The sequence below is a fragment of the Nitrincola iocasae genome (assembly GCF_008727795.1).
GTDB lineage: Bacteria > Pseudomonadota > Gammaproteobacteria > Pseudomonadales > Balneatricaceae > Nitrincola > Nitrincola iocasae.
In genome coordinates this window covers 33,966-60,077 of the sequence record NZ_CP044222.1, presented here as the reverse complement: position 1 = coordinate 60,077, position 26,112 = coordinate 33,966, and the positions used below count along the sequence as shown (strand labels likewise).

Annotated in this window: 31 protein-coding genes and 2 tRNA genes; 25 read left to right on the top strand and 8 right to left on the bottom strand. The window is 52.0% G+C overall.

Translation table 11 applies throughout. From position 1 onward, the window contains the following. Window positions 1-13: 13 nt before the first annotated feature. Window positions 14-595 (top strand): nitrogen fixation protein NifQ, encoded by a 582-nt coding sequence (locus F5I99_RS00310; protein WP_151053130.1) that lies wholly within the window; start codon window positions 14-16, stop codon window positions 593-595. Window positions 596-604: 9 nt separating this feature from the next. Here F5I99_RS00310 and modC read toward each other — a convergent pair whose 3' ends face one another. The 3 genes from modC to modA are packed head-to-tail and all read right to left on the bottom strand — an operon-like array spanning window position 605 to window position 3,172. After that, window positions 605-1,699: a molybdenum ABC transporter ATP-binding protein gene (modC, locus tag F5I99_RS00305; RefSeq protein WP_151053129.1), complete on the bottom strand. Its 1,095-nt coding sequence runs from the start codon at window positions 1,697-1,699 to the stop codon at window positions 605-607. 12 nt (window positions 1,700-1,711) lie between these two features. Then, on the bottom strand, window positions 1,712-2,398 hold the full coding sequence (gene modB / locus F5I99_RS00300) for a molybdate ABC transporter permease subunit (RefSeq protein WP_151053128.1): 687 nt from the start codon (window positions 2,396-2,398) through the stop codon (window positions 1,712-1,714). A gap of 3 nt (window positions 2,399-2,401) precedes the next feature. Continuing rightward, a complete protein-coding gene (modA, locus tag F5I99_RS00295; RefSeq protein ID WP_151053127.1) occupies window positions 2,402-3,172 on the bottom strand; it encodes a molybdate ABC transporter substrate-binding protein in 771 nt (256 codons plus the stop codon). 302 nt (window positions 3,173-3,474) lie between these two features. On the opposite strand from modA, the gene F5I99_RS00290 reads away from it, so the two are divergent. The 3 genes from F5I99_RS00290 (at window position 3,475) to F5I99_RS00280 (ending at window position 5,422) form a co-directional block, all read left to right on the top strand. Then, on the top strand, window positions 3,475-3,963 hold the full coding sequence (locus F5I99_RS00290; protein ID WP_151053126.1) for a TOBE domain-containing protein: 489 nt from the start codon (window positions 3,475-3,477) through the stop codon (window positions 3,961-3,963). Between the two features lie 59 nt (window positions 3,964-4,022). Beyond that, window positions 4,023-4,844: a TOBE domain-containing protein gene (locus F5I99_RS00285; protein WP_151053125.1), complete on the top strand. Its 822-nt coding sequence runs from the start codon at window positions 4,023-4,025 to the stop codon at window positions 4,842-4,844. 155 nt (window positions 4,845-4,999) lie between these two features. Then, a complete protein-coding gene (locus tag F5I99_RS00280) occupies window positions 5,000-5,422 on the top strand; it encodes an acyl-CoA thioesterase (RefSeq protein ID WP_407670363.1) in 423 nt (140 codons plus the stop codon). A gap of 3 nt (window positions 5,423-5,425) precedes the next feature. Here F5I99_RS00280 and F5I99_RS00275 read toward each other — a convergent pair whose 3' ends face one another. Then, entirely contained in the window at window positions 5,426-6,070 is a 645-nt protein-coding gene (locus tag F5I99_RS00275; protein WP_151053124.1) for a glutathione S-transferase family protein, read from the bottom strand. Between the two features lie 107 nt (window positions 6,071-6,177). Between F5I99_RS00275 and F5I99_RS00270 the strand changes: the two genes are divergently transcribed. Further along, a complete protein-coding gene (locus F5I99_RS00270) occupies window positions 6,178-7,062 on the top strand; it encodes a LysR family transcriptional regulator (protein ID WP_151053123.1) in 885 nt (294 codons plus the stop codon). Here F5I99_RS00270 and F5I99_RS00265 read toward each other — a convergent pair. Together F5I99_RS00265 and F5I99_RS00260 are read right to left on the bottom strand one after the other, a co-directional pair. Continuing rightward, window positions 7,051-7,482 carry a bacteriohemerythrin gene (locus F5I99_RS00265; protein ID WP_151053122.1) on the bottom strand — a complete coding sequence of 144 codons (432 nt, stop codon included), beginning with the start codon at window positions 7,480-7,482 and terminating at the stop codon, window positions 7,051-7,053. The genes F5I99_RS00270 and F5I99_RS00265 overlap by 12 nt on opposite strands. Before the next feature lie 15 nt (window positions 7,483-7,497). Next, complete coding sequence (locus F5I99_RS00260; protein ID WP_191905907.1) at window positions 7,498-8,358, bottom strand: SIR2 family protein; 861 nt, start codon at window positions 8,356-8,358, stop codon at window positions 7,498-7,500. 332 nt (window positions 8,359-8,690) lie between these two features. On the opposite strand from F5I99_RS00260, the gene nifH reads away from it, so the two are divergent. The 20 genes from nifH (at window position 8,691) to F5I99_RS19805 (ending at window position 25,652) form a co-directional block, all read left to right on the top strand. Further along, window positions 8,691-9,566 carry a nitrogenase iron protein gene (nifH, locus tag F5I99_RS00255; RefSeq protein ID WP_151053121.1) on the top strand — a complete coding sequence of 292 codons (876 nt, stop codon included), beginning with the start codon at window positions 8,691-8,693 and terminating at the stop codon, window positions 9,564-9,566. A gap of 118 nt (window positions 9,567-9,684) precedes the next feature. Further along, the gene (gene nifD, locus F5I99_RS00250; protein WP_151053120.1) at window positions 9,685-11,160 is read left to right on the top strand and encodes a nitrogenase molybdenum-iron protein alpha chain; all 1,476 of its coding nucleotides are present in this window, start codon (window positions 9,685-9,687) and stop codon (window positions 11,158-11,160) included. Window positions 11,161-11,219: 59 nt separating this feature from the next. Then, complete coding sequence (nifK, locus tag F5I99_RS00245; RefSeq protein WP_151053119.1) at window positions 11,220-12,791, top strand: nitrogenase molybdenum-iron protein subunit beta; 1,572 nt, start codon at window positions 11,220-11,222, stop codon at window positions 12,789-12,791. A 27-nt stretch (window positions 12,792-12,818) separates the two neighbouring features. After that, on the top strand, window positions 12,819-13,034 hold the full coding sequence (nifT, locus tag F5I99_RS00240) for a putative nitrogen fixation protein NifT (protein ID WP_151053118.1): 216 nt from the start codon (window positions 12,819-12,821) through the stop codon (window positions 13,032-13,034). A gap of 39 nt (window positions 13,035-13,073) precedes the next feature. Further along, window positions 13,074-13,265 carry a 4Fe-4S dicluster domain-containing protein gene (locus F5I99_RS00235; protein ID WP_036523961.1) on the top strand — a complete coding sequence of 64 codons (192 nt, stop codon included), beginning with the start codon at window positions 13,074-13,076 and terminating at the stop codon, window positions 13,263-13,265. A gap of 83 nt (window positions 13,266-13,348) precedes the next feature. Beyond that, on the top strand, window positions 13,349-14,056 hold the full coding sequence (locus F5I99_RS00230; RefSeq protein WP_151053117.1) for a dinitrogenase iron-molybdenum cofactor N-terminal domain-containing protein: 708 nt from the start codon (window positions 13,349-13,351) through the stop codon (window positions 14,054-14,056). Next, the gene (locus F5I99_RS00225; protein WP_151053116.1) at window positions 14,053-14,328 is read left to right on the top strand and encodes a DUF6129 family protein; all 276 of its coding nucleotides are present in this window, start codon (window positions 14,053-14,055) and stop codon (window positions 14,326-14,328) included. The genes F5I99_RS00230 and F5I99_RS00225 overlap by 4 nt, the downstream gene beginning before the upstream one ends. Window positions 14,329-14,353: 25 nt before the next feature. Further along, window positions 14,354-15,337, top strand: a complete 984-nt coding sequence (locus F5I99_RS00220) for a hypothetical protein (RefSeq protein ID WP_151053115.1) — start codon at window positions 14,354-14,356, stop codon at window positions 15,335-15,337. A gap of 270 nt (window positions 15,338-15,607) precedes the next feature. Then, window positions 15,608-17,017 (top strand): nitrogenase iron-molybdenum cofactor biosynthesis protein NifE, encoded by a 1,410-nt coding sequence (gene nifE, locus F5I99_RS00215; protein WP_151053114.1) that lies wholly within the window; start codon window positions 15,608-15,610, stop codon window positions 17,015-17,017. After that, window positions 17,001-18,413, top strand: coding sequence for a nitrogenase iron-molybdenum cofactor biosynthesis protein NifN (gene nifN / locus F5I99_RS00210; RefSeq protein ID WP_151053113.1), 1,413 nt, complete (start codon window positions 17,001-17,003; stop codon window positions 18,411-18,413). The genes nifE and nifN overlap by 17 nt, the downstream gene beginning before the upstream one ends. Continuing rightward, entirely contained in the window at window positions 18,391-18,885 is a 495-nt protein-coding gene (locus tag F5I99_RS00205; protein ID WP_151053112.1) for a NifB/NifX family molybdenum-iron cluster-binding protein, read from the top strand. The genes nifN and F5I99_RS00205 overlap by 23 nt, the downstream gene beginning before the upstream one ends. Continuing rightward, window positions 18,879-19,346: a SoxR reducing system RseC family protein gene (locus tag F5I99_RS00200; RefSeq protein ID WP_151053111.1), complete on the top strand. Its 468-nt coding sequence runs from the start codon at window positions 18,879-18,881 to the stop codon at window positions 19,344-19,346. Before F5I99_RS00205 ends, F5I99_RS00200 begins: the two co-directional genes overlap by 7 nt. Then, window positions 19,330-19,788: a NifX-associated nitrogen fixation protein gene (locus tag F5I99_RS00195; protein WP_151053110.1), complete on the top strand. Its 459-nt coding sequence runs from the start codon at window positions 19,330-19,332 to the stop codon at window positions 19,786-19,788. The genes F5I99_RS00200 and F5I99_RS00195 overlap by 17 nt, the downstream gene beginning before the upstream one ends. After that, window positions 19,772-20,038, top strand: coding sequence for a CCE_0567 family metalloprotein (locus tag F5I99_RS00190; protein ID WP_225307490.1), 267 nt, complete (start codon window positions 19,772-19,774; stop codon window positions 20,036-20,038). The genes F5I99_RS00195 and F5I99_RS00190 overlap by 17 nt, the downstream gene beginning before the upstream one ends. After that, window positions 20,035-20,322, top strand: coding sequence for a ferredoxin III, nif-specific (gene fdxB / locus F5I99_RS00185; RefSeq protein WP_151053108.1), 288 nt, complete (start codon window positions 20,035-20,037; stop codon window positions 20,320-20,322). Before F5I99_RS00190 ends, fdxB begins: the two co-directional genes overlap by 4 nt. Window positions 20,323-20,403: 81 nt before the next feature. Next, entirely contained in the window at window positions 20,404-21,063 is a 660-nt protein-coding gene (locus F5I99_RS00180) for an alpha/beta hydrolase (RefSeq protein ID WP_151053107.1), read from the top strand. Between the two features lie 42 nt (window positions 21,064-21,105). After that, window positions 21,106-22,044 (top strand): tripartite tricarboxylate transporter substrate binding protein, encoded by a 939-nt coding sequence (locus F5I99_RS00175; protein ID WP_191905906.1) that lies wholly within the window; start codon window positions 21,106-21,108, stop codon window positions 22,042-22,044. A 94-nt stretch (window positions 22,045-22,138) separates the two neighbouring features. Beyond that, window positions 22,139-24,832 (top strand): EAL domain-containing protein, encoded by a 2,694-nt coding sequence (locus F5I99_RS00170; protein WP_151053105.1) that lies wholly within the window; start codon window positions 22,139-22,141, stop codon window positions 24,830-24,832. Continuing rightward, window positions 24,829-25,293, top strand: a complete 465-nt coding sequence (gene trmL, locus F5I99_RS00165; RefSeq protein WP_151053104.1) for a tRNA (uridine(34)/cytosine(34)/5-carboxymethylaminomethyluridine(34)-2'-O)-methyltransferase TrmL — start codon at window positions 24,829-24,831, stop codon at window positions 25,291-25,293. The genes F5I99_RS00170 and trmL overlap by 4 nt, the downstream gene beginning before the upstream one ends. 233 nt (window positions 25,294-25,526) lie before the next feature. Then, window positions 25,527-25,652, top strand: a complete 126-nt coding sequence (locus F5I99_RS19805) for a hypothetical protein (protein ID WP_267903003.1) — start codon at window positions 25,527-25,529, stop codon at window positions 25,650-25,652. Between the two features lie 251 nt (window positions 25,653-25,903). Here F5I99_RS19805 and F5I99_RS00160 read toward each other — a convergent pair. Next, a tRNA-Leu gene (locus tag F5I99_RS00160) sits at window positions 25,904-25,990 on the bottom strand. A 32-nt stretch (window positions 25,991-26,022) separates the two neighbouring features. After that, a tRNA-Leu gene (locus tag F5I99_RS00155) sits at window positions 26,023-26,109 on the bottom strand. Between the last annotated feature and the right edge of the window lie 3 nt (window positions 26,110-26,112).

The following is a 26,112-nucleotide window of genomic DNA, read 5'->3' as shown; positions in this document are numbered from 1 at the left end:
GAGGGGAAGTGCCATGAATGCGCTGATTATGCCACCGCGAATACAACAACGTTACAGTCACTGGATGGGCTTATCCCGCGGCGATTTTAATGCCGTGTACCTGGCGCGTATGCTGGCATCTGTCGAGCAGGGACACAGCGTACTCAGTGATACGCTGGGCCTGACTGACGATCGTTACCAAACCCTGATACAGCGCTACTTTCCGGTTAAGAACAAATGTTTTCAAACCCGGTTGGCAGAACCTCTTGGTGAGCTGGATAATCAAGGCGTATCAAATGAAGTGATTCAACTGACAAACCTGCTGCTTGGCTATCGTGCCCAGCGCAGCAACAGCGAATACGCCTTGGCACGTATTATCGCTTGCGCCTGCGGTGGCAGCGACCACCTCTGGTACGATCTGGGGCTCTGGTCGCGTGATGATCTGAATGCGCTGCTACAACACAATTTTCCGGACCTGGTCAAGGCCAATCGCTTCAATATGCGCTGGAAAAAATTTCTCTACCGCCAGCTTTGCCTGGAGTCCAATGTGATGATGTGCCGATCCCCCAACTGCCGGGATTGTGTAGATTATTCAGAGTGCTTTATCCCTGGATAACCCACAGCATCAGCTATTCACCGCCACGCCTTTGATCAGAGCGTACACTTGCTGTCCGGGCTGGAGCTGTAACAACCCGGCAGATCGTTTTGAAATACGCGCCATCAACGCCTGTTCACCCAGTTGTAAATGCACCAGTACCTGACTCTTGTCCAGATCGGTATCAAGCGCTACAACCCTGACTAAAAGTGCATTCAACAAGCTGATCGCTTCAGGTAGCTGCCTTGCCAAAACCACATCGCGAGCCATAATAGTGACCTTGACAGTCGCGCCCAGGGTGATGGGTGATAACCGTCCAGGCGACAAGTGAGTCTGACTGATTAACAACGGCTGCTGTTCCAGTTGTAAACCAGCCAGTCCATCACCGGCATCCGTGTCAACCAACTGGGCTTTAAGCAGACTCGCCGCCTGTTCACTACGGGCAAAGGGCAACTGATGATCGGTCAGCAGCGCCTGTAGCGGGCCTTGAGCCTGCACCTGGCCCTGATCCAGCAGCACCATATAGTCAGCCAGGCGCATCACTTCATCAACCGCATGACTGACATAAATAATCGGTAACTGCAGCTCTTCAGTCAAACGCTCCAGATAAGGCAGTATTTCCTGCTTGCTGGTAGCATCCAGTGATGCCATAGGCTCATCCATCAGCAGCAACCTGGGACTGGTCAGCAGCGCACGACCTATAGACACACGCTGACGTTGCCCACCGGATAGCTGGTCCGGATAGCGCGTCAGATAGTCTTGTAAAGACAAGAGTTCAACCACTTCATCAAAGCCGATGCGGCGCTCAGCCGCGCGGATACGTTTAAAGCCATAGTGCAGGTTTTGTTCAATGGTCAGGTGCGGAAACAGACTCGCCTCCTGAAACACATAACCGATAGGACGTAGATGCACAGGCACAAACTCATCAGCAGACTGCCAGACCTGACCCTGAAAGCTCAGCGAGCCACCGGGTAGCTGTTCCAGGCCTGCAATACAGCGTAACAAGGTGGTTTTACCTGATCCTGAACGCCCGAACAGCGCCGTTACCCCCTGATCCGGCAGTTCCAGCGATACCTGTAACTGGAATTCAGCGCGATTAACCTGAAAACTCATAGCCAGTGACATACACCCTCCAGCCTAAACCACACTAACGACTTTGAAGCGCCGGTTCAGTGCAAACACCAGCAACAGCAAGATAAATGAGGCACCTACGAGGATGATCGAGAGTTGATGTGCAGCGGCATAGTCCATAGCTTCGACGTGGTCGTAGATGGCAATTGAGGCCACCTGAGTACGGCCGGGAATATTGCCACCGATCATCAGAATCATGCCAAACTCACCCAGGCTATGGGCAAAAGACAGCACCGCTGCGGTCAAAAATCCGCGGCGTGACAACGGCAGCACGATGCTGACAAAGCGGTCAAACGGAGAGGCCTTAAGCGTTGCCGCCACCTCCAGCACCCGCCCTCCGGCGGTAGCAAAGGCATTCTGCAACGGCTGTACCACAAACGGCAGCGAAAACAGCATGGAACCAATTACCAACCCGGTAAAACTGAATGCCAGATGGCCAATCCCCACCGACTCCAGAAAACCACCCACCACACCGCGTGGACCCAACAACACCAGCAGGTAAAACCCCATCACTGTAGGTGGCAGCACCAGCGGCAAGGCGACCAGCGCTTCCACCAGCACCTTGGCCCGGCAAGCTGTGTGAGCCAGCCACCAGGCCAGGGGGGCACAGAGTAGCAACAGGGCCAGGGTGCTGATCAACGCCAGTTTCAGCGTGATCCATAAGGCCATTACATCAGCACTACTGAGATCCATAGATCAGAACCCGTAGCCAGCGGCTTCAATCACGGCACGGGCCTGATCACTTTTCAACCAATAGAGAAATGCCTGACCAGCCTCTAGCTGCGGTGAAGCGCTCAACACCACGGCCTGCTGCTCCAGTGAGGCATAGCTATCCACATCAGGTAACCAGGTATTACCTCGGATGCTGCCATCCGTCTCTATCACCTGAGACAGTGCCAGGAAACCAGCCTGTGCGGTGCCACTGGTAATGTATTGCATCGCCTGAGTCAGGTTTTCCGCCTGAGCGATATGCCCTGCCTGCAAGCGTTCATAAGCACCCAGTTGCTGCATCACCTCAACACCTGCTGCGCCATAGGGTGCGGTACGGGGGTTCACCAACGCCAAGTGCTGCAAAGACTCACTGTGCAGAAACTCCCCACCCTGCAACGGCAGATCCTGCTGATCACTCCAGAGCACCAATACACCACGTGCATAAGTAAAGCGCGAGTCAGCCAGAGCTAGCCCCTCGTCAACTAACAACTGAGGTCGCTCAACATCCGCTGACAAAAACACATCAAAAGGAGCGCCATTCCGGATCTGAGCATAATGACGCCCGGTGGAGCCGGAGCTGATCAGCAGCGTCTGGCCTGAGTGAGCTTCATACAGGGGTGCTAACTGGTTCAGCGTACCCAGAAAGTTGGCCGCCACGGCCACTCGTAGCTCGCTGGCCAGGGATGTAGTGCTGAATAGCAGGCTGAGGGTCAACAACAGTAATTTATTTACGGTTTTTATGGCTGAGGCTTTCATGGCTTGCTCCGATAAATAGATTAGTAAAGGAGCTTTAGCAACAAGGGTGCCAGTTATCCATAGAGCTGTATTTAGCCCTATATAACGCTGGGTGAAACGCCAGATAGCCCAATGTGCAGGTTTTTTGTCATTTCTGGATTGTCATCAATCTGACAAATGTCACTTTCCTTTCACTGAAAGACCTGTGGTCTTGAGCTACGGGTGGTGCTTTATAACGAAATCATGGGCGATATCGCTGCAGGGTGTGCTGCTGGCACGCATTTCGCTATAGCTAAACCTATATAACCCTGCATCAGGAGGTCATGATGAAAGCAGTTTATCCGATAGTGGCGAAGCCCAGAATGCAGAAAGCCCGTTTTAAAAGCAGTGCCCGCAACCAGTACAGTGGGCAGGTTATGTTTATGGTGACCGAAGGCGAGCTGGTACACACCAGGTTACAACTACCTTCCGGTTATGTGATACAGGCCTTGCTAACCCGTGCCAGCGCTGAAGCCATGGCGCTGAAGGTCGGCGGGGTGGTATCGGCTCTATTCAAGGCAGCCTCCGTTGAACTGCTGCTGGACCCTCACCTGGAACTGGAAATTAGTAACCAGTGGTGGGGCGAGGTGACTCACATAGTCGAAGGCAATGTACGAGACGAAGTGACCCTGAGGATAGCGCCGGAGGTGGAAATAACAGCACTGGTGAATGCGGATTTCTGTCGTCAGCAGCACTTATACAAGGGGGATGCCGCCTGTGCAGTGTTCAGTGCTTCGTCGGTGATTCTGCTGACGCTGGCGTGGGAAGATTAACAATACAAATACCCACATCCAGACGTGATTTAAGTGTATCCATACAGGAGTCCTGATTTATGAGTTATGAGTTTTCCGAGCGCTTTATCAGTCGACTGTCACTGGAAAATGGTGCCGGTGCGGCACTGTCGGATACCCGCATCCATCTGCTGGAGCAGATCGACCAATTGGGTTCGATTTCTCAGGCGGCCAAGGCGGTACCGTTATCTTATAAGGCCGCTTGGGATGCCATTGACCTGCTTAACAATACGGCTCCCGAGCCGCTGGTAGTACGTTCTGCCGGTGGTCGCCAGGGCGGGGGCACGTGCTTGACCGAATACGGGCGACGGATGGTAGTGATGTACCGGGCTCTGGAAATTGAATATCAGTCCACGCTGGATCGGGTGATGGCAGGTATGCACGAGATGCATAAGGGGGATCTGAAGGAGTTTCAGCTGCTGATGCACCGCATGGCAATGAAAACCAGTGCGAGAAACCAGTTCACAGGGCGAGTGTCTGGTCTGAGGGACAGTGGCCTGGATTATCTGGTACACCTGCAATTGACGGAAGATCATGAGCTGGTGGCGATGATTACCAAAACCAGCGCCGAGTATCTGGGTTTATCGATGGGTGCCGATGTGTTTGCACTGTTCAAGGCCTACAGTGTGGTTCTGGCAACGAAGCCGGAGCGGGCCAGAGGATTTGCCAACCAGCTCTGGGGCGTGGTGGAAGGCGTCAATCTTAGCCGGGATCAGGTAGAAGTCATCCTGCAGTTGCCAGGTGAACGCCGCCTGGTCTCACTGGTGCAGGAAACGGATTTCCAAGCGCTGAACCTGAAGCCTGGCGATAAGGCCTGTGCCTGTATTGATCCGGAGCAGATTTTACTGGCGGCTTATGACTGATCACCAGACCACAGAGGATCGCAACGATATAAACCCAAACGTGCTAGCACTCCAGGGTCATAAGCAGCATCTCTATTTTCTGCAACATTGCAGGTTTTACTCTATGATTAAAAATAAATTTCTACCCTTAAAATGCTTTGGAGGCAACATTGGGTATTCACAGCCAGGAACATCCCGTCAGAGGTCGTTTAACCATTCGCACCCTGGCCATGCCAGCCGACACCAACCCCTCAGGGGATATCTTTGGTGGCTGGGTACTGTCTCAGATGGACTTAGCGGCCGGCATTTGTGCAGGTCAACGTGCTCAATGCCGCGTAGTGACGGTTGCACTTGATAGCATGAGTTTTATCCGGCCGGTAAAAGTCGGTGATATTCTCGGCGTCTACACCGAAGTCTCACGCGTTGGCCGTAGCTCATTGGACATTCATGTTGAGTGTTGGGTAAGACGTGGTCGTATCGGTATACGCGAAAAAGTCACGGAAGCCGTTTTCAAGTTTGTGGCACTGGATGATGATGGTAAACCCATCAAAGTACCCGACACAGGGTCACTTCCGCCCTATGTCGAGAGTGAAATTTAGCGATTAGCGCTCGTAGGAAGGCATCTGCCAGGTTTCAGCGCGTGCCGATGCCAACCATTCCTGCATTGCCGGAAGGTCATACATCGCCTGTACCCAACGATCAAACGCAGGTGACACTGTCAAACCATAGTTGCGAACTCGCCACATTACTGGCGCAAACATGGCATCAACGTTACTAAATTCTCCCGCTAAAAATGGACCCTTTGGCTTATCCGCTTGTTCAAAGCGCGCCCAGATCTCCGCTAATCGTTGCAACTCTTGAGTCACAGCGTCACTCGGTGCCACAGCCTTTTCAGTACGGCAGTTCATTGGAAACTGACTGCGTAACGCATTAAAACCACTGTGCATTTCAGCGGCAGCAGAGCGTGCCAAAGCACGCAGTGCACCAGACTCAGGCCATAACTGCCGCTCTGGATAACACTCTGCCAGGTACTCTAAAATGGCCAGGCTATCCCAAATAACCAGGTCTTCCACGATGAGTACAGGCACCTGTGCGGGTAACCCATGCTGTTCACTGAACTGCTTTAAGCTGTTGCCATGCGCGAAAGGCAGCAGCGTTTCTGCAAAGGGAATACCGGCCACTTTCATTGCCAGCCAGGGTCTCAAAGACCAGGACGAGTAGTTCTTATAGGCTATATAGAGGTGCATCTGACGCTCCTTGATGACTTAGGTAATGAATGAGTTTTCAGACTAATCCGTTATACTGGACAACAAAAGCGAATTATTTAAAACATATTCAATGGTATTTTCGAACAATGACACCTAAACAAATACGTAGCTTATTAAAAGTGCTCGATTTAGGCAGCGTTCAGGCAGCAGCTAAGGTCTTGCATCTTGCGCCGTCCAGTGTCTCGGCACAGTTAAAAGAGCTTTCCAGCGAATTAGGTATACAGCTCTTTGCTAGTGCTGGCCGCGGCTTAGTGCCAACGGCGGCAACACACCAGTTGGAAGCGGCTTTTCGAAGTTTTATCCTTCAGGCCGACGAAATTCGCTACCGGGCACAGCATTTTATTAATGAAGCTCAAGGTCAGTTGCGCGTTTTTGCACCCAGCTCAATATGCATCTACCGTTTACCCGCATTAATTGATGCGCTTCAGCAAGAGGCGCCGGGCATTGAACTGCTACTCACCCATGAACCGTTTGATTATAGCCGCGCCTTTGAACAGGGCGAACTGGATGCTGCCATTTTAGTGACACAGTCTTTGGCATCTAGTCATGACTGGATCCAGCATCCACTGCATACTGAAGAGGTGATTTTTGTCTGCCATCACCAACGGCTTCAGAACACCGCACTCACCCTGGCGCAATTAGCTGAACAGCCCCTAATCACGACAGAGCCGGGATGTACCTACCGAGTGCGTGCCGAAGCACATTTTCGCAGCCAGGGATTACAACTAAAACCTCGGCAATCCTTTGCAAACGTTGAAGTCATCCGTCGTTGTCTGTTTGCTGACATGGGTATCGGACTGCTACCGCGCTGCGTTGTTGAGGCTGACCTGGCGACAGGTCAGCTATACGAGCAGCCAGTTGTCGATACGCCCTACGCTTTCCTCTCCAGTCTCGTTTATCCAGCTGAACGCTTCCGTTCACCCCTTTTGGACAAACTGATTCAGGTGGTTGAAAGTCAATCAACTTTCTAGACTAAGCACCACCTGTTCATGCGGATGCCAGCAGTGAGCATGGCGCAGATATTGCGCCAGCGGGTCATCCCAGTTTTGCTGGTGCTCATCCTGCCAAAGGCACAACTGGCTGTGCAGTGTGAGCGCATCGGGTCCTGTCTGATGCTGTAATTGTTGGTGATAGTCATCCAGCATTTTCAGTAACGCCTGATGCTGTCGGCGGTGTGACTCATAGCCAGGATAGCCGGTCACCAGCATAAAGCGTTCTTCCTGATCAAAATGCTCGCGTGCATTCAGTATCAGGCTATTCAACAGGCAAGGCAGTGCGGTTTCTGACACCATCGGCAGGGCGCCAAGCAGTGCTGTGAAGTGGTGATGGGCACGATCCATGGCCGGTAAATTGTAATGCTGTAAGCGCAGTGTCGCGGTCATATCTGTCATGGTAGATCTCCTCAGTCAGGCATAGCAGGGGTCGGTAACCTCAACCAGTGCTGCCAGACATTCGTCGTGTGTCATTGGCAAAATCTGGAACCCTTTGCGACTTAGAAATTTTTCTTCGTTAGGGGTGGGATCAGGCAGACAAGCCCAGCCAGCAGGCTTTCCGGCACCATAGGCAATATCACTGAGCAGCATGCGCGGGGTGTCACGGTTCAGACGCAAGCCCAGCAACAAATACTGTTTCCCCAGGCGTTGCTGTTTCAGGAAGGGGGGCATTCCGAACCCGCCCATCAGTTCTGTCAGGTAATCGACATAATCCGCATCTGAGGCAATATAGAGCGACTCAGGCAAGGGCGTTCCTACCGGTTTGAATAATACCGATAGATCTGTATCCAGCCAGGATGCCTGGGTTGCCAGATATTGGCTGCCGTTGTAATGAAACAGTCGATAGCGTTCGCTCCCTCCGCCAATACGTGCTACCCCAACCACCAGAATATGCGGCGTGTCCTGCCATAACAGCTGCATCTGGGTATCACGGTTCATATCGATAATGTAATCCTGATTCAGTGATGCCAATTGCTGATGAACGCTGGAAACACTCCAGGTGGTATCACGGTAGGTGGTATCGAGAAACCGCGTAACCGCTTTGCGACCTTTTTTCAGTTCAATATTCATCGCCGCACGTGGAAACTCGTACATCAGTTTAGGTGCCATCGGCCGCCCCTGATTCATGGCGATGATCAGGCTGTCGCTATCAGCGGGTATCGGATTTCCCTGCGGGTCGGTCACACCATTAAGTGCGTCCGGCCCTATAACCGGTACACATTGACCAGAGCGCATGGCATCCAGCAGGCTGTCAGGCAGTGTCTTGTTCATCATCTGGTTCGCCTCTGTCTTTAGGTATTCAACCTGAACACAGCAAATCACATGCCATGATCACACCCGTGTTCTTAATTCGCGGTATAGCAGTGGCTGTGTACCTTTCACCTTATAAGTACCTTGTCGGTGACCTACAATTTTGTTGTCGCCAGTCCGACAAGACGTTTAGCTTTGTCAGCTCCATAACGACCATGTCAAATACAGGGTTATTTTAAATCCATATAAATAACAACAGGTTGAAATATTTTTAACACTTGGCACAGCCCTTGCGATATGACCTGCAGCGGTGAGCAATTTTGTTCACCAAATGATCCAACTTGAGGAGAATGACTATGGCTTTACGTCAAGCTGCTATCTACGGTAAAGGTGGTATCGGTAAATCCACTACAACCCAGAACCTGGTTGCTGCACTAGCAGAAATGGGTAAAAAAGTCATGATTGTGGGCTGCGATCCAAAAGCAGATTCCACCCGTCTGATTTTGCACTCGAAAGCACAAACTACAGTAATGCATTTGGCTGCAGAAGCCGGCTCAGTAGAAGACCTTGAGCTGGAAGATGTGATGGCCGTGGGTTACGGCGGTATCAAATGTGTTGAGTCCGGTGGCCCTGAGCCAGGGGTTGGCTGTGCCGGTCGCGGTGTTATTACCGCCATCAACTTCCTGGAAGAAGAAGGCGCCTATGATGAAGAACTGGATTTCGTATTTTATGACGTATTGGGCGATGTGGTGTGTGGCGGTTTTGCCATGCCAATTCGTGAAAACAAGGCTCAGGAAATCTACATCGTCTGCTCTGGCGAAATGATGGCTATGTTCGCTGCCAACAACATTGCCAAGGGTATTGTGAAATACGCCACCTCCGGCAGCGTGCGTCTGGCCGGACTGATCTGTAACAGCCGCAACACCGACCGTGAAGATGAACTGATCGAAGCGCTGGCTGCGCGCCTAGGCACCACGATGATTCACTTTGTTCCACGCGATAACGTGGTGCAGCATGCTGAAATTCGCCGCATGACCTGTATCGAATACGACCCGAACACCAAACAGGCAAATGAATACCGTACTCTGGCACGCAAAATTGTTGAAAACAAAAATTTTGTCGTACCCACCCCGCTGGAAATGGACGACCTGGAAGAACTGTTGATGGAGTTCGGCATTCTGGAAGAAGAAGACGAAAGCATTGTTGGTCAGCGTGCTGAAGAGGTTGCTTAACCGCAACCCTTCATGCTGATAGATCTCGTGCTGGGGTCAATATGAGTAGTAAATACTCACTAATTTATTCTCGATGGTGTTTCTGCAGATTAGCAGACACCGCTGGAGGAAACCTGTTATGGCTAAATTAAACAAAGAAGAGGCTCAAGCACTCATTCAGGAAGTGCTGGAAGTCTATCCGGAGAAGGCGAAAAAGGAACGTGCCAAGCATTTAACGGTGAATGACACCGCTGCTGAAGCAAAAACCTGCGTCACCTCTAACCGTAAATCCCTGCCAGGTGTCATGACCATCCGTGGTTGTGCCTATGCTGGCTCCAAGGGCGTGGTCTGGGGACCAATCAAGGATATGATCCATATATCCCATGGCCCGGTTGGCTGCGGTCAGTACTCGCGGGCTGGACGACGTAACTACTATGTTGGCACCACGGGTGTGGATAGTTTCGGTACGATGAACTTCACTTCGGATTTTCAGGAAAAAGACATCGTTTTCGGCGGCGATAAAAAGCTCAGCAAACTGATCACGGAAATTGAACAGCTGTTCCCGCTTAATCGGGGTGTCAGCGTGCAGTCCGAATGCCCTATCGGGCTGATTGGAGATGATATTGAAGCTGTCTCCAAAGCCAGCAGTAAAGAGATCGGCAAGCCGGTGATTCCGGTGCGATGCGAAGGTTTCCGCGGTGTGTCCCAGTCGCTGGGCCACCACATTGCCAACGATGCGATCCGTGATCATGTGTTTGACCGCGAAGGGGGTGGCAATGGTGTCGAACCGGGTCAGTACGATGTCGCCATTCTGGGTGACTACAATATCGGCGGTGATGCCTGGTCTTCGCGTATTTTGCTCGAAGAAATGGGCTTGCGTGTCGTTGCTCAGTGGTCCGGTGACGGTACCCTGGCCGAGATGGAGCAGACGCCGAAAGTGAAGCTTAACCTGTTGCACTGCTATCGTTCGATGAACTACATCTCCCGCCATATGGAAGAAAAGTATGGCATCCCCTGGGTAGAGTACAACTTTTTTGGCCCTACCAAAATTGCCGAAAGCCTGCGCAAAATTGCCGCCTATTTTGATGACAGCATCAAAGAAGGCGCTGAAAAGGTTATTGCTAAATATCAGGCCATGTCTGAGGAAATTATTGCCAAATACCGGCCGCGTCTGGAAGGCAAGAAAGTCATGCTGTATGTCGGCGGCTTGCGTCCACGCCATGTTATCGGTGCCTATGAGGATCTGGGCATGGAAGTGGTCGGGACTGGCTATGAATTCGGCCATAACGATGACTATGACCGTACCCGTAACGATATCGGCAACGCCACGTTGATTTATGACGATGTCACCGGATTTGAGTTTGAAGAGTTCGTCAAACGCGTCAAACCTGACCTGGTCGGATCCGGTGTGAAGGAAAAGTACATTTTCCAGAAAATGGGTGTGCCTTTCCGTCAGATGCATTCCTGGGATTATTCCGGCCCCTATCATGGCTACGATGGCTTCGCCATTTTTGCCAAGGATATGGACATGACACTGAACAATCCTTGCTGGTCAAAACTGACACCGCCCTGGAAACAACTTCCAGCAGAAGCCGAGCAGCAGGCGGTTGCCTGATTCCAATATCACTACTCACGCCTGCGTCCGCAGATTAGCGGCCAGGCAAGGAGACGGTCATGCAAGACATTGAAGATATCAAACAAAGCTACCCCTTGTTCCAGAATGAAGAGTACAAGGATGTGCTGGCGCGCAAAAAAGGTGACTATGAAAACGGCCATCCGGTCGATACAGTCGATGACACCTTCATCTGGACCACCTCAGTTGAATATAAAGAGCTGAACTTTGCCCGTGAAGCCCTGACAGTTAACCCGGCCAAGGCCTGCCAACCACTGGGTGCGGTACTCTGTGCACTGGGCTTTGAAAAAACCCTGCCTTATGTGCATGGGTCACAAGGCTGTGTGGCGTACTTCCGCACCTACTTCAACCGTCACTTCAAGGAGCCGATAGCCTGTGTTTCCGACTCCATGACAGAAGACGCGGCAGTATTCGGCGGTCAGAAAAACATGATCGATGGGCTGGAAAATGCCAAGGCACTTTACAAGCCAGAGATGATCGCCGTTTCCACCACCTGTATGGCCGAGGTTATCGGTGATGACCTGAATGCCTTTATCGGCAACGCCAAAAAAGCCGGCGCCGTGGCTGAAGAGTTCCCCACACCCTTTGCGCATACGCCCTCCTTTGTCGGCTCGCATGTGACCGGCTGGGACAATATGTTTGAAGGCATCGGCCGCTACTTCACCCTCAACTACATGGAAGATAAAGAAGTCGGCAGTAACGGTAAAATCAACCTGGTACCGGGGTTTGAAACTTATCTGGGTAATTTCCGCGTTATCCATCGCATGATGCAGGAGATGGGCGTTGATTACAGCCTGCTGTCGGATCCGACCGAAGTGCTGGACACCCCGGCAGACGGCGAATACCGCATGTACTCCGGTGGTACAACCCAGGATGAAATGAAAGATGCTCCCAATGCCATCACTACCATCCTGCTGCAACCCTTGCACCTGGTCAAAACAGCCAAACTGCTGACCAATACCTGGCACCATGATGTTCCCAAGCTGGACATTCCCATGGGGCTGGAGCTGACTGATAACTTCCTCATGGAAGTAGCACGTCTGACAGGCAAAGAGATTCCAGACAGTCTGGCCAAAGAGCGTGGACGCCTGGTGGATATGATGACCGACTCCCACACCTGGTTACACGGTAAAAAGTTTGCCCTCTATGGCGACCCTGACTTTACCCTGGGACTGACCAAGTTTCTGCTGGAGCTGGGTGCCGAGCCAAGCCATGTACTCTGCCAAAGCGGCGGCAAGCGCTGGGAAAAACGCATGAAAAAAATGCTGCAGGAGTCGGCACCGGTCAACAATCAGACGCAGCTGTTTTCACGTCATGATCTGTGGCACTTCCGCTCACTGATGTTCACTGAAAAACCGGACTTTATGATCGGCAACTCCTACGGCAAGTTTATCCAGCGTGACACCCTGCATAAAGGCAAGGAGTTCGAGGTACCGCTCATCCGTATCGGCTTCCCGATCTTTGACCGGCATCATCTGCATCGTTCAACCACGATGGGCTATGAGGGTGCGATGACGATACTGACCACCCTGGTGAATGCCGTACTGGAGCGCATGGATGATGATACCCGTCTGATGGCACAAACAGACTTTAACTATGATCTGGTGCGTTAATCAGACGATTCAGTACAGGAGAAACCTATGGCCAACATTATCATCAGTCAGGCAGCAGACGGTGGATTAACCTTCTACATGCCGAAAAAGGATCTGGAAGTCCCGGTGGAGTCGCTGGAATTTACGCAGCCGGAAAAGTGGGGCGGTGAACTGACCCTGGCCGGTGGCCAGCGTTATTACATCGATCCACTGGACGCTATACCGTCGCTTCCCCGATCCCTGCGTGCCAGACGCATGGACTGAAGGTCATAGGTTTCCTGGATAACTGTGGAGGATGTAACCATGTCAATGAAAATAGATCCGGATATCTGTACGGCCTGTGGTGACTGTGAGGTGGAATGTCCCACTGTGTCCATCAGTGCCAAGCGTGGAACCTATGTGATCAATGCCAGCAGCTGTGATGAGTGTGTTGACGAGGGCGAGCCGCGCTGTGTGGCGGTCTGTCCGGTCGACTGTATCACACTGGCGGCCTGAGCCATTCAGCCCTACCTGAAACCGGCTGTGACCGGCCGGTTTCAGCTTAACTTATCCATTAGCTTCCGGAGGGGAGAAATTCCATGACTAGTATTAGCCAGGGCGCCGCACGTCGCTTATCCCATGCCGCACGTGTGCTGTCCGAACAAGACCCGGCCATTTTTGTGGTGGCGATAGGTTCCTATCTCGGCTTGCCGATTACCGAAGACAAGCTGCAGACGCTGACCGTAGAAGATATTAACCGCATTCTCAGCGGTGATGATGGCGAACTGCCCGAAGACTATAGTCGTGACAGTATTAAAAATGCACTGCAATACCTTTGGGGCGAGCAGGAAGCTCAGCTCGCGACACCGGAAATAGAGGAGATGCCAGCGGTGATGCAGGGCTCACCCAGCATCAAAGTGGCTGTCGCGTCGAATAATGCCGAACTGCTGGATGGCCATTTTGGCTCCTGCCTGCGTTTTCTGGTTTACCGCATCAACACCGAAGGGCTCTACCTTGCCGATATACGTGATGCCAACACTACCCAGACGGCAGATGACCGCAATACCGCCAGAGCCGAGTTGATCGGTGACTGCCAGCTGCTTTATGTACAGTCTATCGGCGGTCCGGCAGCAGCCAAAGTAGTACGCGCAGGCGTCCACCCAATTAAGTTTCCTAAACCCGGTGCCGCTCGGGAGACGCTGAATGCGCTGCAAAGCAGCCTGGCCAAGCCGCCCCCCTGGTTGGCCAAAATTCTGGGCAAGGAAAATGCCTTGTTACGGCGCTTTGCCGAAGAGGCTGAAGAATGATCGCCGTCAACACGCTGCAGCAACTGGCTCAGGCCATTGAGCAAACGCCGCTGGCACTCAGGGAAGATACCCAGCGACTTAAAGCCTTTTTGCCAGAGGCCGGTCTGACCTGCTGCAGCGACAACGATATACCTGGGCGCGCCAAGCCAGCCTGGCAGGGAACAGGATTTGATCTGTATCTGGTGGATGCCACAGCACATTGCGCCAGCCTGACCAATGATCTGACAATCGCCTGTGGCGTGGTGTTAGCACTTCATGACGATGACGATTAGGCCTGAATCCGGTGGGGAGAACACTATGCAGAACACCGAATCTGCTGTATTACAGACTAATAGCCTGAAAAACTTCGGACCGGGCATTGACTATCTGGCCAGAGGTATTGCTCGCCTGCAACCCCGTCCACACCACACCACACTGCTAACCTACCTGAATACCTGTTGGCCGGAAGCTAGTTTCAAGCACCGCTTAACCCGCTCCGGCTGGTTCAGAACCGGGGGCATTCGTCATCAGGACGGTACTCTGCTCAGCCAGGATATGCAGCAGTGGCTAGAGAGATCGCTGCGACAGAGTGGCGATTTTGAGCAGTTGCTGATTGATCTTGAATCCCTGCAACCTCTGGTGACTCGCTATAATGGCGCCACGCACTTCTTTACGGCCAGTTACGGCCATGCACCGGAAGCCTGCTGGCAGCTGGAAGTAGAGGAGTTACAAGAAGTGATGGACCGGCAGCTACTCAACAGCACAGCGGAACCACCACAGGATCTGGCCGACCTGACCGATCCACTGCATCCGGCAAAGCTGGATGGACAGCCACTGGGGTTTCCCGTCTATCGCCTCGGCTGCCTGATCAATCTGCATCTCGCCCTGGAAACAGCCGTAAACGCACCCTCACTACGACGTTTCTTCAGTGAATGGAACGAAGGACCCGGCAGCGGATTAACCGACTTTCATCGTCATTGGTTTTTTCAGCGGCATCAAAGTCGCAATCGCTATGGTGTAGATGAGCTACGCCTGCAACCCCATGCGATTAAAGCCAATATGTTGAAAACACACCCCTGGAATCTGCATGACGACGTCACGGGAATCGCCGCACAACTGCGCAGTTTCGATAAAGCCGCCGGCTTTTTCGGGGCCTGGTATTTTGGCATGGTGGCAGGCAACCTGGTTCCCAGAGAACTCGCCGAGCGTTTACAGGATGACTGGCTGAAAGATTACCGCTACATCTCGGAGCGTCAAGCCGAGTGGATCCGTAATTGGCTACACAAGCCTTATACACTGTAATTTTCCCCTGAGGCTGACAGCAAGCCCTTGTTTGTCAGCCTCGCCTTCTAAGCAGACAGCTTTGTTGCTTTTCATACATTTTCTCCCTTACGTACGACAATGACAGCAACACACACAGATTAAAAAATACAATCCATTGTTTTAACTGAAAAAATATTCAAAAAACTTTCCAGGCACCCGTGGCACAGCCTTTGCAAAACCCTGTACAGATACGCTGAAAGCGCCGGATTAACCGGCCATCAGCCTCAGTTATCCACAGAGGAAGCGACTATGCAGGCAAAACAACTGGCCGCCTTACTGGATGAGCCCGCTTGCAGCCACAACAGCAAAGCAAAAAGTGGCTGCACTCCGCCAAAACCCGGCGCGTCGGACGGGGGCTGCGCTTTTGACGGGGCACAGATCGCCTTGCTCCCGATTGCAGATGTTGCCCATATTGTGCATGGCTCCATCGCCTGTGCCGGCAGTTCCTGGGATAACCGTGGTACCCGCTCATCCGGTCCAACCCTCTACCGTATCGGTATGACTACGGACCTGACTGAGCAGGATGTCATCATGGGGCAGGGTGAGAAGCGCCTGTTTCACAGTATTGCCCAGGCCATCAGGGACTACTCACCCGCCGCTGTGTTTGTCTATAACACCTGTGTTCCTGCCTTGATCGGTGATGACTTCGAAGCGGTCTGCCGGGCTGCCACTACGCACTTTAGTCTGCCGGTGATACCGGTGGACTCGGCTGGCTTCTACGGCACCAAAAACCTGGGCAACCGTCTGGCCGGTGAGGCCATGTTTAAGTACGTCATCGGTACCGCTGAGCCGGAGCCCATAGCCGCTGCGGTGCAGCGCCCTGGTATCCAGGTGCATGACATCAACCTGATCGGTGAGTACAACATCGCCGGAGAATTCTGGCAGGTACTGCCGTTACTGGATGAACTGGGGCTGCGCATCCTGTGCACCCTGTCCGGCGATGCACGCTTTCACCAGGTGCAAACCATGCATCGTGCTGAAGTCAACATGGTGGTGTGTGCCAAGGCGTTATTGAATGTCGCCCGTAAAATGCAGGAGCACTATGGCATTCCCTGGTTTGAAGGCAGTTTCTATGGTGTAGAAGACACCTCTGATGCCCTGCGCAGCCTGGCGCACCTGCTTCAGGACCCTGACCTGACCCAGCGCACTGAACAACTGATCACACGGGAAGAGGCCCGTATCCACAGCCTGCTAGCCCCTTGGCGTGAGCGCTTAAAGGGTAAACGGGTGTTGTTGTATACCGGTGGGGTGAAATCCTGGTCCATTGTCTCAGCCTTGCAAGACCTGGGTATGGAAGTCGTGGCCACCGGCACCAAGAAATCCACCGAAGAAGACAAACAGCGTATCCGAGACATTATGGGTGAGGATGCCCGCATGCTTGATGATGGCAGCCCAAGGGCGCTGCTGGATACCATCCGTGACTACCGTGCCGATATGCTGATTGCCGGGGGCCGTAACATGTATACCGCGCTGAAAGCGCGCATTCCTTTTCTGGACATTAATCAGGAACGCGAATTTGGCTATGCCGGTTATGACGGCATGCTGGAGCTGGCTCGCCAGCTCTCACTGACGCTGGAATCACCGATCTGGTCATCACTGAGAACACCGGCACCCTGGCAGACCCCGGTTAAAGGAGAGCAACATGGCCAAGATCATTAAACGCCAAAAACCCCTGGCAGTGAATCCACTCAAAGTCAGCCAACCCACCGGTGCAATTCTGGCGTTTCTTGGCATACGCCACGCATTGCCCATGCTGCACGGCTCACAGGGTTGCAGCGCCTTTGCCAAGGTGTTTTTTGTGCGCCACTTTCGTGAGCCTATTCCCCTGCAAACCACCGCCATGGACCAGACAACCACGGTCATGGGCGCTGATGACAATGTCTTTCAAGGGTTACGTACGGTGATCGAAAAGCGCCAGCCCGCCCTGATCGGCATTCCGACTACCGGCTTATCGGAAACCCAGGGCAGTGATATCCAGGGCCTGGTTAAACGCTTCTACCACCAGCACCCCGAATACAGCAACACACCGATCATCCCTGTCGTCACCCCCGATTACAGCGGTGGGCTGGAAAGCGGTTATGCCCTTGCGGTTGAAGCGCTGATCAATCAGCTGGTAGCCGATAATCCGGGACACGCAAGTGAGCGCCCAGAGCAGATCAATCTGTTGGTATCCTCTATGCTGACGGCGGCTGACCTGGAGTATCTGCGTGATCTGGTGGAAAGCTTTTCCCTGCAGCCAGTGATACTGCCCGATGTCGGCGATGCCCTGGATGGTCACCTGACTGATGATGACTTTACCCCGGTAACGGTCGGTGGTACCCCGGTAGAAGCCTTTGCCACCCTGGGACAAGCCCGTGCCACCCTGGTTATAGGCCGTTCCCTGCATAAAGCCGCCGATCTGTTACACCAGCGCACCGGTGTTGAGGATTACCGTTTTGACAGCCTGATGGGCCTTGAAGCCATGGATGTACTGGTCGATATCCTGCACCAGCTCAGTGGCCAAGCCGTCTCCGTAAGGCTGGAGCGTGAACGCAGCCAACTTCAGGACAGCCTGCTAGATACCCACTTTATGCTCGGTTTTGCACGTTATGCTGTGGCAGCCGATCCGGACCTGCTCTACTCACTCAGCCAACTAATCGTCAGTACAGGCGGAGAGGTTGTGGCAGCCGTCAGCCCGCATCACGCCGCCCTGCTAGCCGATTTGCCAGTCAATGAGGTATTTATTGGCGATCTGGAAGATCTGGAACAAACGGCCCGTAACCATCAGGCACAACTGCTGATCAGCAACGCTCATGCGGCCGAGACAGCAGCCAGACTGCACATTCCATTAGTGCGCGCTGGCTGGCCGATCTATGACCGACTGGGGGCACAGCACCAGCTATGGATCGGCTATCGTGGCACACGCGATACACTGACACGACTGGCTAATCAGTTGCTGGAACAGGACCATCAACACGCCATCAAGCCGCATGTCTCTATCTATGCCCATCAGACGGCACATACCCATCAATCTATGACAGGGGAGGCTGACAATGCGTCACTTGAAGCTAATTAAACCCGCTGAATCTGATACCGGCCAATTGCAGATCGCCTTTGCCAGCAGTGATCGCCACCAGGTTAATCAGCACTTCGGCGCAGCAGAAGCCTTTGTCATCTATACCCTTAGTGCTGCGGGATATCAGGTTGCTGAAGTGGCCGAATTTTCCGGCAATGACACCCTGAAGGACAGGCAGGAAGGCAAGCTGGAAGCCAAGGTCAGGCTGCTGCAGGGCTGTGCAGCTGTTTATTGTATTGCTATCGGAGCCTCCGCTATCCGACAGTTACTAGCCCAGGGTGTACAGCCTTTGAAGGTTGAGCAGGGTGAATTGATCGAAGACCTGCTTAAACAACTCAACCTGTCCTGGCAAGCGTCACCACCCGTGTGGTTAACCCGGGCACTGCGCCAGCAACATAATGCCCGACCAGCGGATGAGCGCTTTACCGCCATGCTTGCTGAAGGCTGGCAGGAGGACTGGCCATCATGCTGACAACCCAGGGAAAAATTGTACGTTCAGAAGATGGCCATCTGGCCATGCAAGCCGATTGTCTGGAATCCTGCAAGACGTGCGGAGTCAACAAAATCTGTTCTGGTAGCCGTCGTACCCAGCTATTGAGCTTGCCTGCAACACAACAGATCTGGAAAGAGGGGCAGCAAATCCGAGCTGATATTGAAGAAGGTGAACTGCTGCGAATAGCCCTGCTGGTCTATAGCCTGCCCTGTGTCTTTATGCTGATGGCAGCGCTGCTGGCTTCTCCCTGGGGCAATCTGGCTACCGCCGCAGGCTGCCTTGCGGGACTGGCAAGCGGTCAGGTCATCAGCAGCCTGATTGCCCTGCGCAAGCCACCCCAGGTACAGCTGACTCTGCAGCAGGGACACCCGGACCAGCCTACCAACCCCTTAGCCTATAACCCCGAACTTTTGGAGAAAGACTATGAACCAATGCGCTGAAGCAACGCTGCCAGACCACCCGTTTATTGCCGAGATGATCCGTCAAACCCGTGCGTTTGACAGTTATGGCGTTAATGAGCAGCTCAATACTACCGAGCTACTACTGCCTTACGTGGTCACCAAAGCACAGCGCCGCGAAATTCCTATTATCGGCGACCCCGATGAAGAGATTCTGGCCCGCCTGAAAGCCTATTACAGTGCTATCGCCATGCGTATTGAAGCTGTCTGCGGCATGATGGCCACCCCCTTGTTCAGTCTGTCCCATGAAGGATTTGGTCGCGTCATTATCAGTGTGGGAAAACTGCTGGTGCTGGATCGCTCCCTGCGGGATGTACACCGCTTCGGCTTTGAATCTATGCAGAGCCTGTGTGAGCAAGCCGACACCCTGGTTGACAAAGCCCTGGAGCTGGTCCGAGCACATCCCGATGCTGCCGCAGACTGACCCTGGTAAAGAAGGACGCCTGACAATGAATGAAAATGAGATCAAGACACTGGAAAAACAACTGCGCCGTGCGCGGCGCATCGCCGGCGAACAGGCCATGGAGCTGCACGACCTGGTGGAAGATGGACTGCCAGCGGCCTATGCCAGACTACCCGAACTTTCAGCATCAACCTATGCCGCCTGTGAAGACTGGGACAAAGCACGAAAAGCCCTGGAGCAGGCCCAGCAGGCAGAGGAGAGCACCGCATGAGTCCGATCACCGGCCTGACGCGTGGTGGCAGCGAATGGCTACCCGAATTTGTTGTGCACCTGAATGATGAAACCTGTATCGGCTGTGGACGTTGCTACAAGGTCTGTCCTCGTGATGTGTTCACCCTGGAAGAGCGAGAGCCAGATGATGACGATGAGATGGACGATGTCGTCAGTGTCATGGTGATAGCTAACGCGGCGGACTGTATCGGCTGTGGCTCCTGCGCCCGGGTATGTCCGAAAAAATGTCACACCCATGAAGCCAGAGCCCTGGGTGAAGGCTAGCCTGAAGTCAGTGCAGTTTGCCAGCACCATTGAAACTGGTAAGCTGCGCTTATTATTAATTATTTCAGGAGCCCTGCATCCATGCTATCCAGCGTTGTAATCGAACCGAAAAAACCAGCCGATAGCTGTGTCATCTGGCTACACGGCCTGGGTGCCAATGGCCATGACTTTGAGCCTATAGTTCCAGAGCTTGGTCTGCCCGACAGTCTGGCTACCCGGTTTATCTTTCCACATGCGCCGGAAATGCCTGTCACTATCAATGGCGGAATGGTGATGCCTGCCTGGTACGATATTCTGGAAATGAATATTGATCGCAGGGTCGACAGTGAGCAACTGATCAAATCCGCCCGGGACGTTACTCAACTGATCGAACAGCAGATGGCGGCAGGCATCGCACCGGAGCGCATCCTGATAGCCGGTTTTTCACAGGGTGGTGCGGTGGCCTATCATGTCGCACTGAGTTTCCCACACCCACTTGCGGGCCTGCTGGCCTTATCAACCTATTTTGCTACGGCTGAGCTGGTTGAGCATAACCCTGCAAACCAGACCCTGCCTATCCTGATCATGCATGGCACGCATGATGATGTTGTTCCCGAAGCACTGGGTCAGAAGGCCCGTGACCTGCTAAGCGAAGCAGGTTACCCTGTCGCTTATACCAGCTATCGCATGCAGCATGCTGTATGCCTGGAGCAAATTGGTGAAATTGGTCATTGGTTGGCTGAACGTCTGAAAGCAGACTAGACTGGAGGGATGCGCCGCAGTAACAATAACGAGGTGTCCGCCGTGAAAATACTGAAGCTTGTCTGCTTGATTCAACTACTGCTCTGCAGTACGGCATTGATAGCTGAAGAGCCTTTCCCGGCGCGTCCCTTAACCCTGCTGATCGGTTTTGAACAAGGAGGGTCCATGTCAACGCAGGGTAGCGTCCTGGCTAACATATTATCAGAGCAACTTGGGCAACCGGTTAGGATACAATACCGGCCAGGCATCGGTGGCGGAGCCGCCGCGGCGATGTTAGCGACAAGCCATGAACAAGGCTATATGTTGCTGTTTACACCCTCAATGCCTTTTACCAACTATCCGCTGGAAATGTCTACTTCATACAACCTAAATGATTTTGCGTATATCGGTGCTGTTTCCGAAGACCAGCAGGCGTTGGTTACCCGCCAAAGCAGCCCATTCAGCAACTGGGATGAATTCCTTGAATATGCCCATCAAAGAGGCGAAATTTCCTTTGCTTCGCAAACGTTAACAGATAGAAGAATTATCAATCGCATCGCCAAGGAGGAGGGCTTTATTGCCCGAATCATACCAGTTACAGGTGGTAATGCCATGACCACTCTGGTGATGGCAGGTGACGTGGATATTGGATTCAGTGGTGGCAGTCACAGCAAATTTGTTGATGCAGGCAATATGCAACTCTTAGCCGGTCTGGGAAACCATCGGCTCAAGCACTACGCCACGGTACCTACACTGAAAGAACTGGGCTATGATTTACAGATGTCTTCAGTTCGCATGTTGGTTGTACCTGTCACAACGCCACTGTCGCAGCAGCAGACTCTGACTTCAGCACTGTATAACGCAACCAGTGACTTACGCTTTATTAACGTAACAGAAGAGATCATTCATCAACCTGTTCGCTACATGAGCACAGAACCTCTCACACAGTTTCTACAACAGCAACAAGACGACTATTTTAGTTTGATAGCACAAGAGTCGTAACGTGACGCCACTCATTATTTCTGCCTATAATAAAACCTCAAAACATAAGCTATAACAAAGTGGAAAGTAGGGTTATGCAGATCTTGGGTAGTATATGACGACAGTCAAACCATGGGCACTGACCTTCACTACCCGTATATCACTGATTTTTGGTTTTCTCGGTCTTATGGCGCTGCTGACAGCGAGCCTGTATTCTGCAAAATCAAGTGAAGTTCAGCTCCAGGCTGAGATTAGCAAAACGCTTGAGCAACGTCACCGAACAGTACAAAGCCTGATTGAAAATCGTCTGGAGCTATTAAATGCCTACCTGGATGTAGCCTCATTCAACCGTGTTTTTACCACACTGCTTACCGACGATCCTGGCTTTGACTCAGTCACTGAAGATATGATCCTTTTATTTCAGGACTCAGACCGTGGCGTACATCTGGATCTTTTTTTTCTGCTCGATCCTGATGGCAAATTGATTTTCGATGCGGGTATGCCACTCTACAGCGCAGAAAACATTATTGCCGAAATGGACTCACCTATTCTCTATACCTCTGAGTGGAAACCAGTCGGTTCGGATAACTTGTCTATTATCCGGTCTACACCGATCTTCGACCCTTCAACCATCCAGCTGCGAGGCTATATGGTCACCGGGCTGGCGATAGGACAGAACCGCTATTTTATTCAAGAGCTACTGAATATGGCTGATCTGGATGAAATCAGCATTCATGACAGTCACAATAAAAAATTGATCAGCGCGGGTCGTCTGAATAAAGCGGATGAAAACAGTGTTTCTAAACCGATAGATCAAAGTGGCGTCGCGGCGCACTGGCAAAGACAGCCATTGATCATTGCTGGTAAAGAAACCCGCTTTATGGTTTCTGTGGCCCTTGCTTCTGAACGATTCGCCCACCGGAGTGAACACTTCACTCGTTCATTTGTGTTGTTTGCGGTAGGTTTTATCGTTCTGCTGGTCATTGCCGGGTGGCTTTTACATATAAGCCATAGCCGGGCAATCTCTCGGTTACTCGAATTTATCAACGCTACCCAGAGGGGAATCAGAGGGAGTCTTTTTCAAACCACCGGTATTAAAGAGTACAACCAGGTAGGCTATGCCATGCAATCTATGGTCAGCGACCTCAATATTGCTGCAACTGTATTTGAATCGGGTGAGGGCATACTGGTTACTGATCACAATCGCACCATTCTCAAAGTCAATCAGGCATTTACTCGCATAACCGGTTTCACACCAGACGAAGTCACTGGCAAAAATCTGAGTTGCATTAAAATCAAAGATGAAAACACCAGCTTTGATTTGATCAACGAAGCCTTGGAAAAATATGGTGTCTGGCAAGATGAAGTCTGGAGTCAGCGCAAAGGTGGCCAGGGATTCCTGCAGTGGACCAGTATTTCAGCTGTCATCAACGACTATGACGGCTCCATTATCAACTATGTTGTCACCTTGCTGGATGTTACCGACCGCAAAGAAGCTGAAATCCGTATACGCCAACTGGCGTTCTATGATCAGTTGACCCTGCTGCCAAACCGACAACTGCTGATGGATCGTCTCCAGCACGCGCTGGAAAACAGTCACCGCCATAAGAGTGTCGGCGGTATTCTTTACCTTGATCTGGATGATTTTAAAACCCTGAATGATACGCGAGGCCATCACACAGGTGATCTGCTGCTGAAACAGGTTGCCGAGCGCTTATCCGCCGGTGTTCGCCGAGCTGATACCGTCGCACGCCTGGGCGGCGACGAGTTTATAATTCTACTGGAAGAACTGGGAGATGAAATTGACCAGGCATCGGTAATGATCAATCATTTATGTCAGAAATTATTACACTCCCTCTGCCAACCCTACCACTTCGAGAATTTGGAGCACTTCAGTACACTGAGCATTGGCGTCACCTTGTTTCGAGGCAAGGAAGAGAGTATTGATGAACTGTTTAAACAAGCTGATCTGGCGATGTACCAGGCCAAAGCCGCTGGACGAAACACCTTTTGTTTTTTCGATCCAGCCATGCAAATCCGTGTGACCGAGCATGCCACTCTGGCCAGGGATATACGGCAGGGCATCCAACAGCAGGCCTTTTTCCTGGTGTATCAGCCCCAGATCAGTCATCAGGGACACGTGTCAGGCGCTGAAATACTGCTACGCTGGCAACACCCGGAAAGAGGGATGGTCTCACCCGTGGAGTTCATTCCGATAGCCGAAGAAACCGGCCTGATCCTGCCCATTGGGCAATGGGTGCTTAAGCAAGCCTGCGAGCAGTTGGCGATCTGGGAACAAGAACCGAGATGGCGTCACCTGGAGCTGGCCGTTAATATCAGCCCCAAACAATTCCAGCAAACTGATTTTGTCAGTCAAGTACTCGCCACTATTGAAAAAACTCAGTGCAATCCACACAGATTGAAACTAGAAATCACTGAAAGCATGTTGCTTGAAGATATCGATGACACCATCTCAAAGATGGATCTGCTAAAAGCAGAGGGTATCAGCTTCTCACTGGACGACTTTGGTACCGGGTACTCATCACTGTCCTATCTTAAACGTCTACCGCTGGATCAGTTAAAAATCGACAAGTCTTTTGTCAGTGATATGCTACATGACCAGCATCATGCAGACATAGCCAAAACCATCGTCTCTCTGGCTCGCAGCCTTGACCTGGCTGTTATCGCCGAAGGTGTGGAAACAGAAGAGCAAAGGGCCATGCTGGAAGGCTTTGGCTGTTTCTCTTACCAAGGTTACTTGTTCAGCCACCCCTTAACCCTGGAAGCCTTTACCCGGCAGTTTTTATGATTAATATTGTCCTTTACCAACCCGAAATACCTCCCAATACCGGCAACGTGATACGACTGGCGGCTAATACAGGTTGTCATCTGCACCTTATCGAACCATTGGGATTTTCCATGGAAGAAAAATCCCTGCGCCGGGCTGGTCTGGATTACCACGAATATGCTCAAGTGCAGGTCTGGCCAGACTTCGAAACCTTTTTGCAGCAGGTTAATCCAACACGTCTGTTTGCCTTGTCGACTAAAGGCACTCAGCGATATACCCAAGCCAGCTTCGAGGCAGGCGACTATCTGCTGTTTGGTCCAGAGACACGAGGTTTACCAGCCGAGCTGCTGGCAAGCTTAGTATCAGACCATATTCTGCGATTACCTATGCACCCCAACAGTCGCAGCCTAAACTTGTCCAACAGTGTCGCTGTAGTGGTGTATGAAGCCTTGCGGCAGCAGGATTTTAAGAGTCTGGATTAAACCAAATATGCCATTAATGACAATAGCATCTGACACATGTGTCATAAATGCCAGACAAACAGATTATCTTCACTAGCTATTATCGAGGTCAGTGTAGCCAGTTAGCATAGTGATCTAATTAATATCTTTAATAATCAATTGATTAAATATTACAGGCTGGCAAGAAATTAAACTGGCACCCATTTTGCTCTATTAGAAGTAAATGCAAACACCTTGCACTTCAGGAGCAATTTATGAGCCATACAACTGATGAAGCCTATGAAACCATAGGACTGATACCTTCCATCTTATTGATCGTTGGTGCGTTTCTGGTAGCCATTTTACCTTTAGCCTTTCAGCTAGGCATATTGGTCGTTTAACACTCACCGATTATTTAGCTGCAGTTGCTGGCACCTCATCCGGCCAACAAGCACCGATCTCATCCATCCCAAGTTATGCAGCAGCCTGCTTAGTCACCTGAGCGGGCTTTTTTTGCTTCGTGTACTGTCATTAGCTCGTCAAACACAGATGCGGCGGCCCCCATAGGGTTAGCACCAACCTGAATCGGAATAAAAGCTGAAGACAGCAATCGAACTAAGTGAAATATAATATGGAGAGAGGATTTCAAGGTTGGTGCAGATGGGGAGACTCGAACTCCCACGCCCGTGAAGGCACTAGCACCTGAAGCTAGCGTGTCTACCAATTCCACCACATCTGCAAATTCACTTTTAACTGACTGCACCCTATAAATGGTGCAGATGGGGAGACTCGAACTCCCACGCCCGTGAAGGCACTAGCACCTGAAGCTAGCGTGTCTACCAATTCCACCACATCTGCGTC